The 17933-nt window shown below is 54.1% G+C and carries 17 protein-coding genes; 8 read left to right on the forward strand and 9 right to left on the reverse strand.

The window, feature by feature from the left end; all coding sequences use genetic code 11:
* Positions 1–350: 350 nt before the first annotated feature.
* Positions 351–1676: a tyrosine--tRNA ligase gene (gene tyrS / locus I9W95_RS07660; protein WP_225673511.1), complete on the reverse strand. Its 1326-nt coding sequence runs from the start codon at positions 1674–1676 to the stop codon at positions 351–353.
* Positions 1677–1768: 92 nt separating this feature from the next.
* Between tyrS and I9W95_RS07665 the strand changes: the two genes are divergently transcribed.
* Together I9W95_RS07665 and I9W95_RS07670 are read left to right on the forward strand one after the other, a co-directional pair.
* Positions 1769–3118, forward strand: a complete 1350-nt coding sequence (locus I9W95_RS07665; RefSeq protein WP_225673512.1) for an OapA family protein — start codon at positions 1769–1771, stop codon at positions 3116–3118.
* The gene (locus tag I9W95_RS07670) at positions 3115–4197 is read left to right on the forward strand and encodes an anhydro-N-acetylmuramic acid kinase (protein WP_225673514.1); all 1083 of its coding nucleotides are present in this window, start codon (positions 3115–3117) and stop codon (positions 4195–4197) included. Before I9W95_RS07665 ends, I9W95_RS07670 begins: the two co-directional genes overlap by 4 nt.
* 7 nt (positions 4198–4204) lie before the next feature.
* On the opposite strand, the gene I9W95_RS07675 is transcribed toward I9W95_RS07670, so the two are convergent.
* The 6 genes from I9W95_RS07675 to argC are packed head-to-tail and all read right to left on the reverse strand — an operon-like array spanning position 4205 to position 8030.
* Entirely contained in the window at positions 4205–4822 is a 618-nt protein-coding gene (locus I9W95_RS07675) for a FecR family protein (protein ID WP_225673516.1), read from the reverse strand.
* A 56-nt stretch (positions 4823–4878) separates the two neighbouring features.
* On the reverse strand, positions 4879–5370 hold the full coding sequence (locus tag I9W95_RS07680) for a DsrE family protein (RefSeq protein WP_225673519.1): 492 nt from the start codon (positions 5368–5370) through the stop codon (positions 4879–4881).
* 14 nt (positions 5371–5384) lie between these two features.
* Positions 5385–5732 (reverse strand): iron-sulfur cluster insertion protein ErpA, encoded by a 348-nt coding sequence (gene erpA / locus I9W95_RS07685; protein WP_225673521.1) that lies wholly within the window; start codon positions 5730–5732, stop codon positions 5385–5387.
* Between the two features lie 52 nt (positions 5733–5784).
* Complete coding sequence (locus tag I9W95_RS07690; RefSeq protein ID WP_225673523.1) at positions 5785–6213, reverse strand: bactofilin family protein; 429 nt, start codon at positions 6211–6213, stop codon at positions 5785–5787.
* The gene (locus tag I9W95_RS07695) at positions 6213–6959 is read right to left on the reverse strand and encodes a DUF6776 family protein (RefSeq protein ID WP_225673525.1); all 747 of its coding nucleotides are present in this window, start codon (positions 6957–6959) and stop codon (positions 6213–6215) included. The genes I9W95_RS07690 and I9W95_RS07695 overlap by 1 nt, the downstream gene beginning before the upstream one ends.
* Positions 6960–6995: 36 nt before the next feature.
* A complete protein-coding gene (argC, locus tag I9W95_RS07700; RefSeq protein ID WP_225673527.1) occupies positions 6996–8030 on the reverse strand; it encodes an N-acetyl-gamma-glutamyl-phosphate reductase in 1035 nt (344 codons plus the stop codon).
* 128 nt (positions 8031–8158) lie between these two features.
* On the opposite strand from argC, the gene I9W95_RS07705 reads away from it, so the two are divergent.
* From I9W95_RS07705 to I9W95_RS07725, 5 genes are read left to right on the forward strand one after another with little or no spacing between them, the layout of a single operon-like run.
* Entirely contained in the window at positions 8159–9889 is a 1731-nt protein-coding gene (locus tag I9W95_RS07705) for a chloride channel protein (protein WP_225673529.1), read from the forward strand.
* The gene (gene hemJ / locus I9W95_RS07710) at positions 9889–10314 is read left to right on the forward strand and encodes a protoporphyrinogen oxidase HemJ (protein WP_225673531.1); all 426 of its coding nucleotides are present in this window, start codon (positions 9889–9891) and stop codon (positions 10312–10314) included. Before I9W95_RS07705 ends, hemJ begins: the two co-directional genes overlap by 1 nt.
* A gap of 20 nt (positions 10315–10334) precedes the next feature.
* A complete protein-coding gene (gene hemL, locus I9W95_RS07715; RefSeq protein ID WP_225673533.1) occupies positions 10335–11630 on the forward strand; it encodes a glutamate-1-semialdehyde 2,1-aminomutase in 1296 nt (431 codons plus the stop codon).
* A 1-nt stretch (position 11631) separates the two neighbouring features.
* Positions 11632–12171, forward strand: a complete 540-nt coding sequence (locus tag I9W95_RS07720; protein ID WP_225673535.1) for a hypothetical protein — start codon at positions 11632–11634, stop codon at positions 12169–12171.
* 55 nt (positions 12172–12226) lie between these two features.
* The gene (locus I9W95_RS07725) at positions 12227–13717 is read left to right on the forward strand and encodes a methyl-accepting chemotaxis protein (RefSeq protein ID WP_225673537.1); all 1491 of its coding nucleotides are present in this window, start codon (positions 12227–12229) and stop codon (positions 13715–13717) included.
* A 20-nt stretch (positions 13718–13737) separates the two neighbouring features.
* Here I9W95_RS07725 and I9W95_RS07730 read toward each other — a convergent pair whose 3' ends face one another.
* Together I9W95_RS07730 and mrcB are read right to left on the reverse strand one after the other, a co-directional pair.
* On the reverse strand, positions 13738–14154 hold the full coding sequence (locus I9W95_RS07730; protein ID WP_225673539.1) for a tetratricopeptide repeat protein: 417 nt from the start codon (positions 14152–14154) through the stop codon (positions 13738–13740).
* On the reverse strand, positions 14133–16448 hold the full coding sequence (mrcB, locus tag I9W95_RS07735; protein WP_225673541.1) for a penicillin-binding protein 1B: 2316 nt from the start codon (positions 16446–16448) through the stop codon (positions 14133–14135). The genes I9W95_RS07730 and mrcB overlap by 22 nt, the downstream gene beginning before the upstream one ends.
* 347 nt (positions 16449–16795) lie before the next feature.
* Between mrcB and I9W95_RS07740 the strand changes: the two genes are divergently transcribed.
* On the forward strand, positions 16796–17896 hold the full coding sequence (locus I9W95_RS07740) for a polyamine ABC transporter substrate-binding protein (RefSeq protein WP_225673544.1): 1101 nt from the start codon (positions 16796–16798) through the stop codon (positions 17894–17896).
* Positions 17897–17933 lie beyond the last annotated feature (37 nt).

The following is a 17933-nucleotide window of genomic DNA, read 5'->3' on the forward strand; positions in this document are numbered from 1 at the left end:
TATGCTAATCTAAATCTTGCTCAAGAATAAAACTGTTAACATTCACGTAAATGAATTATCGACGAGTTCTTACTTGAAAATTTGCGCCTTCGCACATCTCAGTAAGCACCCACACGTAATTGTCTAAATACTTTGTTAAAGAACATCGCTTCGTTTCTCTCGAAGCGGGCTGCGCATTCTAAACATTTCGTTTTTCATGTCAACCCTTTTCTTTCTGATCGCCCTGGCTGTTGCCGTGTCGTTCAGAGCGGGGCGCATTATATAGTCGTTAAACTCAATGTCAACCCTTTGTTTTCCTTCGTTTTTATCTCTTTCGAGACCTCAACCCAGGAGCGGCGCATTATAGAGAACTAAAACTTGCCGTCAACACCTTTTCTTTCGATTTTCGCAATTTCAAACAGGTGATACTTCTTCTTACCCAGTTTCACGATAAAGAAGCGGCCATACATCGCTTTCTCTGAAGCAAAGATAGACGCGCCTTCCATCAATGCAGACATGCCATAGGCTTCACCGTTAACGATAACGGCATCTCTACCCAATGCGTCTTTAATCTGCTTGCCCTGGCCGAGTCCTGCCTCAGACAAAAGCGCCGTCAGAGGTTTCTCTGACAGTCCTTCAGTATCGAGATCACTGGCAGGTAAACCATCGAGCTTAATTTGTTCCAGCTCTGCCTCCGTCAGCTGATTAACATCGCCAGAGAACAGTGCTTCGGTAATCCGCTTAGCAGATAGCAGTGCCTCTTCACCGTGTACCAGGCGTGTCACTTCATCCGCAAGTATCGGCTGCGCAGTCTTACGCCCCTGGATCTCAGCATCTGTTGCTTCAATACCTTCGATCTGTTCAATCGGCAGGAAGGTGAAGTAACGCAGGAATTTGTAGACGTCAGCATCAGCTGTATTCATCCAGAACTGATAGAAGGCATACGGTGATGTTTTGCGGGAATCCAGCCAGATAGTGCCGCTTTCGGTCTTGCCGAACTTAGTGCCGTCAGACTTGGTCACCAGCGGCAGAGTCATGCCGAATACCTGTTTGCCGTACATACGACGCGCCAGATCGACACCACCTACAATATTGCCCCATTGATCTGAGCCACCTATCTGCAGAGTACATTCTTCACGCTGCGCCAGCTCGGCAAAGTCATAGGACTGCAGCAACATATAAGTAAACTCGGTAAACGAGATACCAGAGCCTTCGCGTTCAATACGCTGCTTGACCGATTCTTTCTGAATCATGTTGTTTACAGAGAAGTGCTTGCCGACATCACGCAGGAAGTCGAGTACATTCATCTGCCCAACCCAATCAAGGTTATTAACCACTTCGGCGGCGTTCTGGCCATCGAAGTCGATGAAACGACTGACCTGCGCTTTGAGCTTCTCAACCCAGCCTGCGACCACTTCCGGGCCATTCAGTTTTCGTTCTGCCGCTTTAAAGGAAGGATCACCGATCAGGCCGGTTGCACCACCGACCAGAGCAACTGGCTTATGACCCGCCATCTGGAAACGCTTAAGCGCCAGCAGAGGTACCAGCGAACCAATGTGCAGACTGTCAGCGGTTGGATCGAAGCCGCAATAAAGAGTACGAGAGCCGGATTCAAGATGATTGATCAGTTCGTCATCAGCGGTTGCCTGGTTGAGCAGACCGCGGTCTTTGAGATCGGCAATTAATGCAGCTGTCATGGGAGCTCTCGTAAAAATCGGTTGTCAGAAGGGTGCTGAACATTACCTGATCAAGGTGCAAAATCAAGCTCACCGGGTAAAATGCCAGTGAATTGTTTACACTTGTAAAGCGTAGCTACATCGACTCTTTCAATAATAAGGAAACGTCAGACACCATGGCTTTGTCGGGACGCCTGCAGTATTTCCCCCTCACGCACCTGGCCGCAACTGCAGCGGCATTTGTAGTCATACTGGCCGTTGTACTCTGGCCATCCGCTGCAAACAAACCGGTAGAGGAAACCCGCTTCACTATTGAGGTGGCCGAATCCATTCCGGTTGAACCAGAAGTACCCGCTCTTAACTGGGAGTCGGATAAGATTAAATCCGGCGATAGTTTGTCTACGCTGTTCAGTCGTAACAATCTTAGTGCAGCCGATGTAATTGAATTAGCCGCAATGGCCCCGCGAGAGGCGTTGAAGCTTCGTCCCGGACAAACCCTGAACTGGGTTCGCTCCAACGACAATCACATTCAGCTGCTGGAAATTGAAATCTCTCCACTGGCGAAGCACTCGTTTGCCCGCGACGATCAGGGCGCACTAAGCTATGAACTCGCAGAGCGCCACGCAGATTATCGTCCGCGCTTTGCCACTGCGACAATTCAGAATTCGCTGTTTCTTGATGGCTCCGAAGCCAGTATTCCGGATCAGATTCTGTATCAGCTGGCTGCTATTTTTGGCTGGGATATCGACTTTGCACTGGATATCCGTAAGGGCGACACCTTCAGTCTGATCTACGACGAGATCTATCTGGATGGTGAGAAGATCGGCAATGGCGACATCCTGATTGCCCGTTTCAACAATCAGGGCCGAGAACTGACAGCCATCCGTTACGAAGACAAGAACGGCAACGCCAACTACTACAATGCGGAAGGCGCAAGCATGCGCAAAGAGTTCCTGCGCAACCCGATCGATTTCGCCCGCATCAGTTCGCGCTTCAACCTGAATCGCCGCCATCCGGTCCTGAACACCCTGCGAGCCCACAAAGGCACAGACTATGCTGCGCCGACAGGAACGCCAATCAAAGCAGCTGGCGATGGCAAGGTCGTGTTCGCTGGACGCAAAGGCGGCTTCGGCAACTGCGTTATTATCCAGCACGGTTCGCGCTATCAGACACTGTACGCTCATCTGAGCAAATTCAATCGCGCTGCGCGTTCTGGCCGCAATGTTAAGCAGGGCCAGGTAATTGGCTATGTTGGCAGCACGGGTCTCGCAACCGGCCCGCACCTGCACTATGAATTCCGTGTGGATGGCGTACACCGTGATTCTTTGCGCGTAAAACTGCCCAAAGCCAAAGCCATTGCACAGGAAGAAAAGTCGGCATTCAGTCAGAAATCAGAGAGCATGGTGAACTGGCTTAACAGTTATACCGATGGCGAAGATAACCAGATCGGAGCCTTTCAGTGAGCCTGTTTATCGGCCTGATGTCCGGCACCAGCGCCGATGGCATGGATGCAGCCTTGGTCGACTTCAGTGACGGCGTACGCCTGATTGATGCCATCAACCTGCCTTACAGTGATGTATTCCGCCAGCAATTACGTGACCTTGCTATCGTCACTTCAGCCCGGGTAAGAGATCTGGCCCTGCTGGACCGGCATATTGCCGAGCAATCGGTTGCCGCCATCAATGAATTGCTGCAGCGTAATGCCCTGAGCTGTGAAGATGTAACGGCGGTGGGGTCCCATGGCCATACGCTACGGCACAAAAGCCAGCCAGATGGCTTCAGCTGGCAGGTTGGCGATCCGTCCTGGATTGCTGAGCACACAGGCATTACCTGCATTGCAGACTTTCGCCGCAGAGATATAGCAGCCGGCGGACAGGGCGCTCCTCTGGTGCCAGCCTTCCACCAGCACTGTCTGACCAGCGATGGCCAGCGCATGGTGCTGAATATTGGTGGTATCGCTAACCTAACTGTTCTTCCATTCGGTAGTCAGCCTCTTATTGGTTTCGATACCGGTCCGGGCAATGCACTGATGGATGAATGGTGTCAGCAGGAACTCGGCTGTCCCTGCGACATGGGTGGCCAGCTGGCAGCTCACGGCGAGGTAGTGGAAGACCTTTTGCCTGAGTGGCTGGCGCATCCGTTTTTCGATATTGCACCACCGCGCAGCACCGGGCGGGAATTATTCAATCTGCAGTTGCTTGGTGATCTTAGCCAACACAGTCCGGAAGATGTGCTGGCCACACTGGCTGAGTTCAGTGCTCGCAGCATCAGTCAGGCAATTACGTCATACGGTTATCTGACCGGAGAGCTGCTGATCTGTGGTGGTGGTCTGCACAATGCTCATTTACTGAAACGTCTGCAGGCATTGCTGCCGGCGCTGGATATCAAGAGCAGCGCACGTGCAGGCATTGATCCTGACTGGCTGGAGGCCATGGCTTTTGCCTGGTTGGCATGGCGTACCTCACAGCACCTGAGTGGAAACGCACCAGCCGTTACCGGTGCGCAGGGTGAGCGCATACTTGGCGGTATCTACCCCGCCTGAGTATGGGTTATTGCGGTAAAGAGATGCTGCGTACAGCGCGCGCCAGCTTTTCATCACTCCAGGCTTTCGGCTGTTGTGGTGCTTCACCCGCAACAACCGATACCCCAAGACCAGGTTGTTCAATCACGACCTCACCCTGATCGTTACTGATGACCAGCGCATGCTCGCCTTCGAGCAGGATGACATCGAGAACATCGGCCTGCAGATAGCCACCCCAGAAGTCTGTTCCGCGGATACCGATTGTCCCTGCTGGCGTTGCCACCTGCAAATCAGGCTGAGGTTGCTGCGTGATCAGCCCGGTGACAAAACGGAATACGCCCTCGACCAGCTCCATGCGGGCATGATTATTCTCACTTCCCTGCTGATACTGCCAGTCGCTGAAGACCACCTGAGAATCAGCGCCCAGCGTAATGACACTGCCTTCATTCATACGCAGTACCAGACGAGCATCCATTCCCGTGGTCACCCGATCTCCGGCGACAACGGAATCACCGCGGCGCAGGCTGATTACCTCTCCCGCGCGTTGCCATTGTGCGTCGCCGACAAGCGTCACCACGACTCCCACTGATGTTGCATGGGATACAGAAACAAAAAACAGACTCAGACAAAACAGTAAGGCTTTCATACGTGCCTCCGTTGGCTGGATACAAAAATGGCCACCCGAAGATGACCATTCAACAATCAGAAACTGGCAAAGCCCTGCAGCTGCATGCCCTGTATTTCGGCATTGCCGTCGGCAACCGGCTGCAGAAACGAAGGCAGATCGGCGGTTGTCAGACCCGAGCGTCCGAGCCACTGTTCGCAGACTTTAAGATCCACCACATTAAAGGCGTCGAGTCGGGCAGCGAGATCCACCAGCGCTTTGTTATCGCGGTACTGGTCTCTGGCGAACAGGGCAATTTCATCACCATACAGAACCAGCACTACCGGATCAGCATTCTGATAACTGGCATTGGCGGCCAGCGCATCTGCGCGCAGCAATACGGTGCGTAATTCTTCTTCTGTGTGCAGTAAAAGAACGGCCTGAGAGCGGCCGCTGCTTACCAGCCCGACAACCTCCGACACAACCTCTGCCTCTGGCTGAAGCGCGCCAGTGTCCTGCTCTATAGGTTGCAACTCAGCCATCACTGCGGCGGAGAACAGAGCTGCCCCAAGCAAAAACGCCTTACCCATGACAGCCTCCGACATCAGATAGAAAAAGAGGATCCACAACCACAAGTCGAACTGGCCGATGGGTTGTTTACCACAAAGCGGGAGCCTTCCAGACCCTCCTGATAATCCAGTACGGAGCCTGTCAGGTAGGAGTAGCTAAGGGAATCGACCAGCACGCGAACACCGTCATACTCAATCAGAGTATCGTCTTCCGCACGCTCGTCGTCGAAAGTGAAACCATACTGAAAGCCCGAACAGCCGCCACCGGTCACAAAGACCCGCAGGCAGAGTTCGTCGTCGGCTTCTTCGAGCAGAAGCTCGCGCACCTTGGCTTCCGCACTGGCGCTGAGTTCAATAGGGTTTGCTTGCTGAACGGCGTTCATACACTTTCCGGGATATGTCAGATACGGGCTATTATCCGTTTATCCGACTAATTCAGTCAACTTTGCTCTCTGTTGTGGATGCGTCCACCACCGGCTCACTGACTTTTTTACGCATATCGGCTTTGCTCTGATGATGCAGTTTACCGTTCACCTCGGCGCCCAATACCATTTCCATAGCCTGATAATGAACATCGCCACTCACCTGAGCCTTCTTGGCCAGCTCGATGTATTCACTCGCATGAACATCACCGATCACTTTACCGTTGATGATGATATTCGGTGCAGAGATCTGTCCTTCAACACGACCCTTATCGCTGACGCGGACGACTGCACCACTGCCAGCTTCTGCCACCAGATTGCCTTTGATAACGCCATCAATGTGGAGACCACCGGTGAACTTAACATCACCTACGATTTCAGTTTTGGAAGAAATCAGGGTGTCGTAATGGGTGTTGGCACCCTTATCTTTACTGCTGAACATTAAGATGCTTCTCCTGCTTGTGGCCAGTCAATGGTCTGCTCTACTCGCTGAGCCTTGCTGCCGGTTGACTGTAATACAACCTGAACCTGCTCAGGCGTAAAGTTATCAGGTAACTGGATTTCTCCCGAAACCTCCTGGAAATAGCGGAATCGGAACTTCACCCCTAAATCGGTGACGCTCGAATCCATATCACGCAATGGCAGGATGACTTTCTCGGTGGTCTGCAGACCAACGAAGTTCACTGCTGCCAGCCCCGAAATGTACGAACTGTTGTCCGCCACCTGAGTCAGCATGATGGAATAACGATAACGGCCTTTGGTCTCCAGCGGCTGAAGATCAATTTTGCTGATACGCAGCCCTTTATCATCTGCACTCGGAGCCATGATGCCTTTATAGAAGGCGACTTCTTCTTCCAGCGTAGAAATCTGGGCTTTCAGTTCCTTAACGGTCTGTCGGATACCTTCGGTGGCCTTACGATCTACTTCGCCACCCTTTTCCAGCACCCCTACCCGTTGTGTCAGCGTTGTGATGGTGCGTTCAGCATCCTGCAGCGAACCCTGCAGGGAATCCCGTTCGGCGGTTAAATCACTGATGCTCGACATGCTGTCGTAGACACCACCAAAATAGCCACCCACACCAATCGCAGCGATAAACAACAGTAAATACAGATTCCGGCGAAAACGTTCCCACGGACGATACTGGCGAATGACCAGTCGTTCTTGTTGGCTACCTTTTACTACCGCCATGCCTGTAGTCCCTTTGTCTATTCTGTGGATTTTTCCTCAGGGCAGCAGTGCAACCTGCTTCAACCCGGCGTTCTCATCCAGACCGAACATAATGTTCATATTCTGAATTGCCTGACCGGATGCCCCCTTAACCAGGTTATCAATCACCGACAGGACGATGATCTGACCTGTGTGCTCATGATAATGCACAGCAATACGACAGACGTTGCTGCCTTTCACACTGCGCGTCGCCGGATGACTTCCCGCCGGCATCACATCAACGAATGGTTCGTTGGCATAACGCTGTTCAAACAGCGTCTGCAGCTGTGCCTGAGTCAGGCCCGGCGCCTGAGCATAGAGTGTAGAATGAATTCCGCGGATCATCGGTGTGAGATGCGGAACAAACGTCAGATTGACCGCCTTACCCGCCGCCAGTTCCATACCCTGACGAATTTCCGGCAAGTGACGGTGACCTTTCACCGCGTACGCCATCATGGATTCACTGGCTTCGCACAGCAATGAACCAACCGCCGCACCACGACCAGCACCTGAGACACCGGACTTACAGTCGGCAATCAGCATCTGCTCTGGCAGCAGGTTGTTTTCCAGCAGCGGCAGGAAACCCAACTGTACCGACGTTGGATAACATCCCGGCACAGCAATCAGACGAGCATCTTTGATCTGTTCACGGTTCACTTCCGGCAGACCATAAACCGCCTGTGGCAGGATGTCCGGCGCACCGTGTGGCTGGCCATACCACTGCTCCCAGGTCGGAACGTCTTTGATACGGAAGTCTGCGGACAAATCGATAACACGAGTGCCGGTATTCAGAATCTCTTCCGCCATCGCATGGGCAACACCATGGGGCGTGGCGAAGAACACCACGTCACAGGCGCCCAGAGTATCCACATCCGGTACACTGAAGCGCAAATCAGTATGACCGCGCAGATTGGGGAACATATCGGCAACCGCCACCCCATCTTCACTGCGCGAGGTAATCACTTTGAGTTCCACATCCGGGTGGTTAACCAGAATTCTGAGTAACTCGACACCGGTGTAACCGGTGCCACCAACGATACCTACTTTAATCACACTGAACCTCACGTTGCATAGCTGCCGATGCAGGCAGCGATAATCAGAAAGACAGGTATAATACTCACTCTTATGACGCTATAACACCAGCCGGCTATGCAAATGCCGGATAAGGAAGCCGCCTCAACGTGAAGTTCCTGCGCCAGCATTGGCAGAACCTGATTTCGTTGTCCGATAACCAGATAGGTCTGGCGCTATTGGCGTTGCTGGCTGGTATTGCCAGCGCACTGGTCATCAGTCTTTTCCGTCTTGCCATCGAGTGGCCACTCACCGGCATCTTCGCTATCGATAATGCCGATCAGTTCGAAGCACTCTCCGAAAACTCACGCTTGCTGCTGTTACTGGGCGGCGGTGCTGCCTTGATTGCGCTGTTTCATTACCTCCGTCCGGAACGGCGCGGCGTCGGCGTCACCCATGTCATGCAGCGTATGGAGTTACATCAGGGCTATCTGCCGCTGGGTAATCTGGTCACCCAGTGGGTGGCAGCCGTGATAGCTATCGTCAGTGGCCATAGCGTAGGGCGAGAAGGTCCGGCGGTTCATCTGGGGGCGGGTACCGCCAGCCAGATTGGTCAGTCTGCCGGTCTGGCGCATCATCGTTTACGCATTCTCGCCGGTGCCGGTGTTGCCAGCGCGATTTCGGCATCGTTTAACACGCCAATGGCCGGGGTTATCTTCGCCATGGAAGTGGTATTGCTGGAGTACAACATACGTGGCTTCGTGCCAATCATTCTGGCCTCCGTTGCCGGTGCCATTGTGTCGGAAGCGCTGTTCGGTGCTGAAACTGCATTCGCGGTACCGGCATTCGACATGCGCTCGCTGGCCGAAATCCCCTACATTCTGGCACTGGGCGTCATAGGCGGCCTTGTCGCGACGGCTTTTATTTATCTGGTAAAGGGCTTTCAGAAACTGAATCGTTTCCCCATCTGGTTTAAATGGGGGGCACTGACGCTGACCACCGCTGCCATCAGCCTGATGTTCCCACAGCTGCTCGGGATTGGTTACGACACAGTGAACGCGACCCTGGCCGGCGAGGTTGTGATGGGCACACTGCTGGCGCTGTTACTGGGTAAGCTGCTGCTATCGTCCTGGGCAGCAGCAGTCAGCTTTCCTGCCGGATTGATTGGTCCGACATTGTTTATCGGCGCAGCACTGGGTGGTCTGATGGGGCAACTATCGGCCTGGCTGCTGCCGGAATATCCGGTATCCATCGGTTTCTATACCCTGTTAGGTATGGGTGCACTGATGGGTGCTGTACTGCGCGCACCGCTCGCTGCACTGGTCGCATTACTGGAGCTGACTGCTAACCCCAACATTATTATGCCGGGCATGCTGGCCATCGTGATTGCCAGTCTGGTGGTCAGTGAAGTGTTCCGCCTGCCATCGGTGTTTGAAGTTCAGCTTGGTGGCGGTCACAACTATCAGCTGCCCGACCCGGTTCAGCAGATGCTGCGTAATACATGGGTGGCGGCCGCCATGTCGCAATCGTTTGTCGTCGCTCCGCGCAGTGTCAGCGTAGAGACTGCTGGCTTTATGCTTCAGCGCGAACCGGACTGGCTGCTACTGGAAGATGAGAAAGTCATCGTGCCACCCGCGGCTATCGCTGAAGCACTGGAAATAAGCGAAGCCGATGATGATGGACGCCACCCGGATGTTGATCTGATCGCCATTCCGGCCGATCGCCAGCAGGTAGAATTTATTTCGCTGAAGGCCAATATGCAGGATGCCTTAGACCTGATGGAGCAGCATCACATACAATGGCTGGCCGTTTACCGCGACGACCAGTACAGTCGCTGCGTTGGTCTGGTGTCACAAACCATGATCGAACACTTTTACCACTATCACCCAAGAGGTCGCTGATGCTTTGGGTAAAAGCTTTTCACATTATTGCTGTCGTTACCTGGTTCGCCGCGATTTTCTATCTGCCGCGCCTGTTTGTGTATCACGCAGCTGCAGAGGATGAAGTCTCGCGTGAGCGTTTCAAAATCATGGAACGTAAGCTCTATCGCGGCATTATGATGCCATCCATGATAGCCGTGGTGGCACTGGGTAGCTGGGCCATCAGCTATAACCCGGATTACTATCTGGTGCAGACTCACTGGCTGCACGCCAAGCTGACGCTGGTCGCGTTGCTGATCGTTTACCATTTTTACTGTGGCCACCTGGTGAAGGTGTTCCGCGATGACAAAAACCAGCGCAGTCATGTGTTCTATCGCTGGTTTAACGAAATCCCTGTATTCCTGCTGATCGCCATCGTCATTCTGGTGGTCGTGCGTCCATTCTGATTTATACCGAAGAGATTGTTATGAGCTATTCCATCGCCCAATCCGAAGCCTTATTTGAAGCTGCACAGAAACACATTCCGGGTGGCGTTAACTCGCCGGTACGTGCCTTTAAAGGTGTTGGCGGCACGCCAATCTTCTTCGACCATGCCAAAGGCGCATATGTATTCGACGCTGACGGCAACCGCTATATCGATTACGTTGGCAGCTGGGGGCCGATGATTCTCGGTCACTCCGCCGATGAAATTCTGGATGCGGTAAAAGCGCGCATGGAAAAGGGCCTGAGCTTTGGCGCACCAACCCATATCGAAATCGATATGGCAGAAGAAGTGTGCAAACTGATTCCCTCCATGGACATGGTGCGCATGGTGAACTCTGGTACCGAAGCCACCATGAGTGCCATTCGTCTGGCGCGTGGCTTTACCGGTCGCGATAAACTGGTGAAGTTTGAAGGATGCTACCACGGCCACGCCGATTCTCTGCTGGTAAAAGCCGGCTCTGGCATGCTGACCTTAGGCGTTCCTACGTCGCCGGGCGTTCCTGCAGCCGTTGCTGAAAACACCATCACCCTGAACTACAACGACCTCGACCACCTTAAGGAATGCTTCGCTCAGTGCGCTAATGAAATCGCCTGTGTGATCATCGAGCCGGTAGCCGGCAATATGAACTGCATTCCGCCGAGCAAATCCTTCCTGCAGGGTCTGCGTGAGCTGTGCACTACCCACGGCATCGTACTGATTTTCGACGAAGTCATGTCTGGTTTCCGTGCCGCTCTTGGTGGCGCGCAGGAATACTACGGCATCGTGCCGGACATGACCTGTCTGGGTAAGGTCATCGGCGGCGGCCTGCCTGTGGGTGCCTTCGGTGGTAAACGCGAAATCATGGAATACCTGGCACCGCTGGGCCCTGTGTATCAGGCTGGTACGCTGTCGGGTAACCCGTTGGCGATGGCGGCTGGCCTGGCCATGCTGAAAGCCATTCAGAAGCCAGGCTTCTACGAGCAACTGAGCGCACGCGTACAACAGTTACTGAACGGCCTGCAGGCCGCAGCAGATGCCCACGGCGTTCCGTTTACCCACAACAGTGCGGGCTCTATGTTTGGCTTCTTCTTCACCGAACTGAAAGAAGTGAACACCTTCCGCGATGTCGCTGACCACTGCGATGGCGAGCGCTTCAACAAGTTCTTCCACGGTATGCTGAAAGAAGGCGTTTACCTGGCACCGTCTTCGTTTGAGGCTGGCTTTATGTCTATCGCGCATAGCGAGCAGGATATTCTGGATACCATCGCCGCCGCCGACCGGGTTATGGCGACGCTGTAAGATGCTGATTGCCGGTTCAATACTACTCGCCGCCCTGAGTGGCTTGCTGCTGTGGAGCAGTAAGCCCGCTGCTAATTGGTCGGGTATAGCCAGTGCCCGCTTTGCTGCGGGCCTGATTCTGCTGATTCATGCGTTGCTGTCGCTGACGGGCAACCTGATCCCCGCCGAGGGGCAGCTGATTGCCGAACAGTTAAGTCTGTATGCAGCACTGCCTTTGCTGGTTGCTACCCTGCTGGTTAACGCCCTTGGTTATCAATGGTCGCGCCTGATCTGGGGCCGCATATTGCTGGCCTTGTGTGTGGTGTTTGAACTGACCCGCCGAGCGGGAGAACTCCCTGCATTGCTGTGGGCCAGTCTGGCCATCGCGGCAATCAGTGCACTACTGCAGATACCAGCTAATAAGAAAAACGCCAGTGCGGCTCTGGGCTGCTGGATTCTTCTGGGTGTGTGGTTACAGCAAACTGCGCTGCATCAGGGGGATATTAACCTCTGGCTGAGCATCACTCTCATTCCTGTCATATATCTCCATCGCCGTCACTGATCCCGTTACATTGTCTACACTTACGTAATGTGTGGATATTTACAATGGTATCAGTATGGTTACAATCCGTGATCAGTTTTACCGTCAGGCGGACCGGTTTTTCACCGGCGTTCTGGCCGCCCTGCTGGGTGTTTCTTTCCTGCTGGCCAGTTGGTACAACACCTGGGCGGAAGCCCTGCTGATCGGTATTCCGGCGTTGCTGGTACCGGTAATAGTCAGCAAGATATCACCGGCCAGCCGCATGTCGCGCCTCAGCTATGCCGCAGCGCTGATGGTCTTTTCTGCGCTGCATATCCATCAGGCTCACGGCTTACTGGAAATGCACTTCGGCATCTTTGTGCTGCTCGCATTGCTGCTCTACTACCGTGACGTATTACCGATTGTGACCGCTGCAGCCGTGATTGCGGTTCACCACCTGACCTTTAATTATCTGCAGGAACAGGGCAATCCGGTATGGATATTCGAGGCCCGCACCGGCATCAATATTGTGTTATTGCACGCGGTATTTGTGGTGGTTGAGTCTGCAGCACTGATTTACCTGGCACGTAAGAGCTGGGCCGAATTCCTGCAGAATGCCGAGCTGCTGAAAATTGGCCAGCACATTTCCAGAGAGGGACCGGTCGACCTGACTTTCCGCGTAGAAAGACCGGAAGGCGAATTTACAGAGTCATTCAACGAATTCTTTGCCCTGATGAACAGCATTGTTGCGCAGGTGAATGACCTGTCACAGCAGATTGATAGTGTTGGGCGCTCATTTGCCGAAGGCACACAAAAGCTGAGTGCCGGAGCTCGGCGCCAGCATGACGAAACCGATCAGATTGCCACCGCCACCAGCCAGATGACCGCCTCGATGCAGGAAGTGCAGTCCAACTCACAGAGCGCCGCGACAACAGCAAGTGAAGCCGATCATATTGGTGGTGAATCTGAGGTCAGTATTACCAGGGCGCGTTCTACCATTGAAACGCTGGCGACCAGTATTACGCAGGCCAACAGCGTGATTCAGAACCTGGATAGCGAAAGTAACAATATTGGCTCGGTACTGCAGGTGATTCAGGGCATTGCCGAACAAACCAACCTGCTGGCACTGAACGCAGCCATTGAAGCAGCGCGCGCAGGCGAACAGGGCCGAGGCTTTGCCGTTGTTGCGGACGAAGTACGAACACTGGCTTCCCGCACCCATGAAAGCACCAAGGAGATTCAGCAGATGATTGAACGTCTGCAGAAAGGTTCCGCGGAAGCGGTTCATGCCATGGACGCCAGTAAGAAAGGGGTTGATTCCAGTGTCGAGCAGATTGCTCAGGCCGCCGACAAGCTGTTGAGCATGAAAGCATCGGTGACCAGTATTCATGGCATGAGCCAGCAGATTGCCCGCGCTATCGACGAGCAAAGCATGGCCATCAATGAAGTGAACTCCAACCTGACCGTCATTCGTGATATCAGTGAGGACACCACCGAACAGGCTGCACTATCGGCATCCAACTCCGCCCAGCTGGTTGCTATGGCCAGCGACCTGCGTGGATTGCTGACACGTCTTAAAGCGGAATAAACAGGCCAGTGCATAATCAGTTACTGGCACTGCGCCAGTAACTGATTCAGCCGCTCAGTCATCGCCACGTCACTTTGCGCAAAGACCAATCCACGCTGCAACAGATTACGTGCCTGAGCACGATCACCCATCTGCAGGCTGACCCAGGCCTGACGATAAAACACCGCCGGGTTACGTGGCTGAATCTGCCGCGCCTGATCGAGATAGGTCATGGCCGAACGCCAGCGTTGCTTACGTCGTTCAATCTCAGCTTTGGCAAAAAGACTGGCAATGGCCGGATGGTGATTCCCCTCGGTAAAGCTCCCCATCGAGCCGTCCGCCTGCCAGTCAGGTAAGGCTGCAACATTGACCCTCTGCTGGTCAGGCCCTTCAGGCACCGCAGAGCAGCCCGCCAGAAAAGCAGAAAAGGTAAAAATCAGAACAACCAGTCGAACCACGACTTTTTCTCCCCGGATGAAGGCTCGGTCAGTGGATCGCATTGCCCTGCTGCTGCCGGCACCCGATCCCTGATAAATGGGTACAGTGTACCGCGGCAACCGTTTTCTACCAGTTGCCCTGCCGCATTCACCGGCACCATCTGCAATAAGTCGGCTGGCGGCAATGGTTCACTGCCTGCACTGCGGAATGTATCCAGCCAGATTGGCAGGGCAGCACTACTGCCAGCAAATGGCATTGGCTGATTGTCATCACGACCGACCCAGACGACACCGAGATGGCGGTTATCAAAACCTGCGAACCAGGCATCACGCTGATCGTCACTGGTACCGGTTTTCGCCGCCAGCGGCCCTTCCAGCTCCTGAGTGATACGACGAGCGGTTCCGCGCTCAGCCACCTGTTCCAGACCGTAGCGCAGCCACTGCATCATAGCCGGACTGACGACCTGCTCCCCACGCAACGCATAGGATGAAAGCGTCTCACCTTTCGCCGTCGCCACCGCTTCGATGGTGCGCAGAGGCATGACAAAACCCTGCGAGGCGATAGTCTGATACATGGCCGCGACTTCAACCGGTGACAGAGAAATCGCCCCCAGCAACATGGATGGATACGGTGGCACTTCCGCCTGCAACCCCAGCTCTTTGAACGTGGCGGCAACGTTACCGAGCCCAACAGTCATGCCAAGACGTGCCGTAGCCTGGTTCAGGGATCGCGCCAGCGCATCGGCCATCGGCAACGCACCGTGCGACTTATGATCATAATTCTGCGGCTGCCACAGCTGGCCACCCGGACCGGAAACACTGACCGGCTTGTCGTCGATCACCGAGCCCCAGTGATAACGGCCACTTTCCAGTGCCGCCAGATAAACCACCGGCTTGGCCAGCGAACCAATGGCACGTTTCGCCGCCAGCGCGCGGTTAAAACCAAAGAACTCCGGTTTACGCGAGCCGAGTAAAGCCCTGACTTCACCACCATCCACACTGGTGATCACGGCAGCGGTTTCCAGTACATCCTTCAATTCACGACTGCGGCTTTCGAGTCGTTTCAGCGTCGCTTGTGCAGCTTCTTCAACCGCGTTCTGCATCCATGGATCAAGGGTGGTAAATATACGCAGGCCTTCACTCTGCAGGTCTTGCAGACGGTAATCCCGTTGCAACTGAGCACGCGCCAGTTCAAGGAACGCGGGATACTCACGTTGCCCAGCCCGCCCGGCTGCAGACGTCAGCAATGGCTTACCCTGTGCAACAATGCGCTGACCATCAGTGATAATGCCGTTGTCCGCCATCAGCCCCAGGATCAGATCACGACGTTCTTTGGCGCGCTCGGGATTGCGACGTGGGTTGTAGTAGGAAGCGCCTTTAACCAGTCCGACCAGTGTCGCGATCTCTCCGTTATCCAGCTCTTTAACCGACTTACCAAAATAGAAACGCGCCGCCAGTCCGAAGCCATGAATTGCGCGCCGTCCGGCCTGCCCGAGATATACCTCATTCAGGTAGGCCTGCAGAATTTCCTCTTTGCTGTAATGCAACTCCAGCAGCAGGGCCATCAGCGCCTCCTGCCCTTTACGTATCAGAGTACGTTCACTGCTGAGGAAAAAGTTTTTTACCAGCTGCTGGGTAAGTGTCGATCCCCCCTGAACAAAGCCGCCCGCTTTAACATTGGCCAGCATGGCGCGCGCAATGCCACGCAGCGAAATACCCCAGTGTTCGAAAAAGGCTTTATCCTCGGTAACCACCAGCGCAGCAACCAATGCCGGGGGAACATCTTCCAGCCTGACCAGCTCACGGTCTTCATTGTGGGCGGGGAAAATACCGCCGATGTACTGAGGCTCAAGCCGCACCAGGCCAACGTCCTCACCCTGCTCGCGCAGGCGACTGATGCGGCCATCGCGAATACTCAATTCGATCCGGCGCGCAGACTCAGGACCATCCCAGAACGGGAACGCACGGCGGAAAATAGTCCATTGCTCGCCGCTACGGGTGTAACTACCGGGGCGATCCGCATAGCCACGAGCGCTGTAGTCCGACCAGCTCAGCTCCGCTTCCAGCTGGCTCGCTGACAACAATTGCCCCGGATACAACAACAAGGGTCGCGCATACACCTTGGCCGGCAGAGCCCACTTATTACCGTCAAAACGCTCCCGTACCTGGGCATCAAGATACACCAGCCAGCCTGCCAGCAGCGCCAGCCCGACCAGGCTCAGGCGCAGCATCCATGCCAGCCAGACTTTACGTCTGCCTGATAAAGAAGGCCGTTCAGACTTAGATTTTTTAGCGGCAGGTTTGCGTTGACTCATCAGGTAATACCGGGCTCCGGACAGCGGGCATCATAGCAGCAGCCCTGCGCCAAACCTAACCTCGACGATAAGCATGGCAGCACCGCTGGGAACCCATCGGGCCAGAGATGACAACAAGTATTCTTCATCGTGACAATCCAATCTATTGTCTGTATTTTTTCCATATTATTGCCATTATTGCCAGCTGATGCCTGTCTTCCTGACAGTGGTTGGCGATGACTGATGGCATCTGATTCCGGGGTTTGCTGCGCACTGTCAGGCGCTTTAATCCCTGAATACCTGAGACGGTCACTGTATGACCGATTAATTGGCCCCCTGTTGCAGGGACAAGCTGGAGAACTGGCTTAATGAACAAGCGCTTACTGGGTATTAGCACTGTTACCGCGGCACTGATGGCGACCAGCCTGACGGTTTCAGCGCAGGAAGAACTGCACATCTACAACTGGTCTGACTACATCGCCGAAGACACCATCGCTAACTTTGAAAAAGCGACAGGTATCAAGGTGACCTACGACGTTTACGATTCCAATGAAGTTCTGGAAGCGAAGATGCTCGCTGGCCACAGCGGCTACGACCTGATTTTTCCAACTGCGCGCCCGTTCGCCGACCGTGGCATTAAAGCCGGTCTGTACCAGACCTACGACAAGAGCAAGCTGAGCAATTTCAGTAACCTTGATCCGATCATCATGAATTCACTGAGTGATATCGACCCGGGCAACCAGTATCTGGTTCCTTACATGTGGGGCACCACAGGTATCGCTTATAACGTCGACAAAGTGAAAGCGATTCTGGGTGACGATATGCCGCTGGATACCTGGAAGCTGGTATTCGACCCTGAAATCACCAAAAAGCTGTCAGCCTGTGGCGTTGCGCTGATGGATGACCCAACCGAAGTATTCGTTGCCGCCCGTGCTTATCTGGGTAAGCCGACTGATGACTTCAGCAAGAAAGCCGTCGCCGAAGCCGCTGATGTTGTCGGTGCTGTGCGTGAAAATATCCGTTATTTCCACAGTTCACAGACCATTAACGATATGGCCAATGGTGATATCTGTGTCGCTCATGGCTACTCTGGCGACATGCTGCAGGCTCAGGCTCGTGCCGTAGAAGCCGCAAATGGCGTACAGGTTGAGTACGTAGTGCCAAGCGAAGGCGCTGTCGTCTGGACCGACGTTGCTATCATTCCTGCCGATGCGCCAAACGTTGCTAACGCACACAAATTCGTTAACTACCTGCTGCAGCCGGAAGTGATTGCACCAATCACCAACTACGTTGCTTACGCAAACGCCAACAAGGCCGCAACCAGTCTGGTCGACGAAGAAGTGCGTAACAACCCGGGTATTTACCCACCACCGGCCACGCAGGAAAAGCTGCTGGTTCTGAAAACGCCTGCCGACAAGGAAGTGCGTAATATGAACCGCGCCTGGACCCGCGCGAAAACCGGTAAATAATTCGCAGACTGTTGCGAAATACACTGGAAGTGCTGCT

It is taken from the genome of Thalassolituus marinus (assembly GCF_020320395.1).
In the GTDB taxonomy this organism is placed as follows: Bacteria; Pseudomonadota; Gammaproteobacteria; order Pseudomonadales; family Oceanobacteraceae; genus Venatoribacter; species Venatoribacter marinus.

Excerpts from the sequence above, each read along its gene's own strand:
- tyrS (WP_225673511.1), bottom strand. The coding sequence starts at position 1,676 with ATGACAGCTGCATTAATTGCCGATCTCAAAGACCGCGGTCTGCTCAAC.
- I9W95_RS07695 (WP_225673525.1), bottom strand. The coding sequence starts at position 6,959 with ATGGCGGTAGTAAAAGGTAGCCAACAAGAACGACTGGTCATTCGCCAG.
- I9W95_RS07675 (WP_225673516.1), bottom strand. The coding sequence starts at position 4,822 with ATGAAAGCCTTACTGTTTTGTCTGAGTCTGTTTTTTGTTTCTGTATCC.
- I9W95_RS07725 (WP_225673537.1), top strand. The coding sequence starts at position 12,227 with ATGGTTACAATCCGTGATCAGTTTTACCGTCAGGCGGACCGGTTTTTC.
- I9W95_RS07680 (WP_225673519.1), bottom strand. The coding sequence starts at position 5,370 with ATGGGTAAGGCGTTTTTGCTTGGGGCAGCTCTGTTCTCCGCCGCAGTG.
- hemJ (WP_225673531.1), top strand. The coding sequence starts at position 9,889 with ATGCTTTGGGTAAAAGCTTTTCACATTATTGCTGTCGTTACCTGGTTC.
- hemL (WP_225673533.1), top strand. The coding sequence starts at position 10,335 with ATGAGCTATTCCATCGCCCAATCCGAAGCCTTATTTGAAGCTGCACAG.
- I9W95_RS07720 (WP_225673535.1), top strand. The coding sequence starts at position 11,632 with ATGCTGATTGCCGGTTCAATACTACTCGCCGCCCTGAGTGGCTTGCTG.
- I9W95_RS07740 (WP_225673544.1), top strand. The coding sequence starts at position 16,796 with ATGAACAAGCGCTTACTGGGTATTAGCACTGTTACCGCGGCACTGATG.
- erpA (WP_225673521.1), bottom strand. The coding sequence starts at position 5,732 with ATGAACGCCGTTCAGCAAGCAAACCCTATTGAACTCAGCGCCAGTGCG.
- I9W95_RS07690 (WP_225673523.1), bottom strand. The coding sequence starts at position 6,213 with ATGTTCAGCAGTAAAGATAAGGGTGCCAACACCCATTACGACACCCTG.
- mrcB (WP_225673541.1), bottom strand. The coding sequence starts at position 16,448 with ATGAGTCAACGCAAACCTGCCGCTAAAAAATCTAAGTCTGAACGGCCT.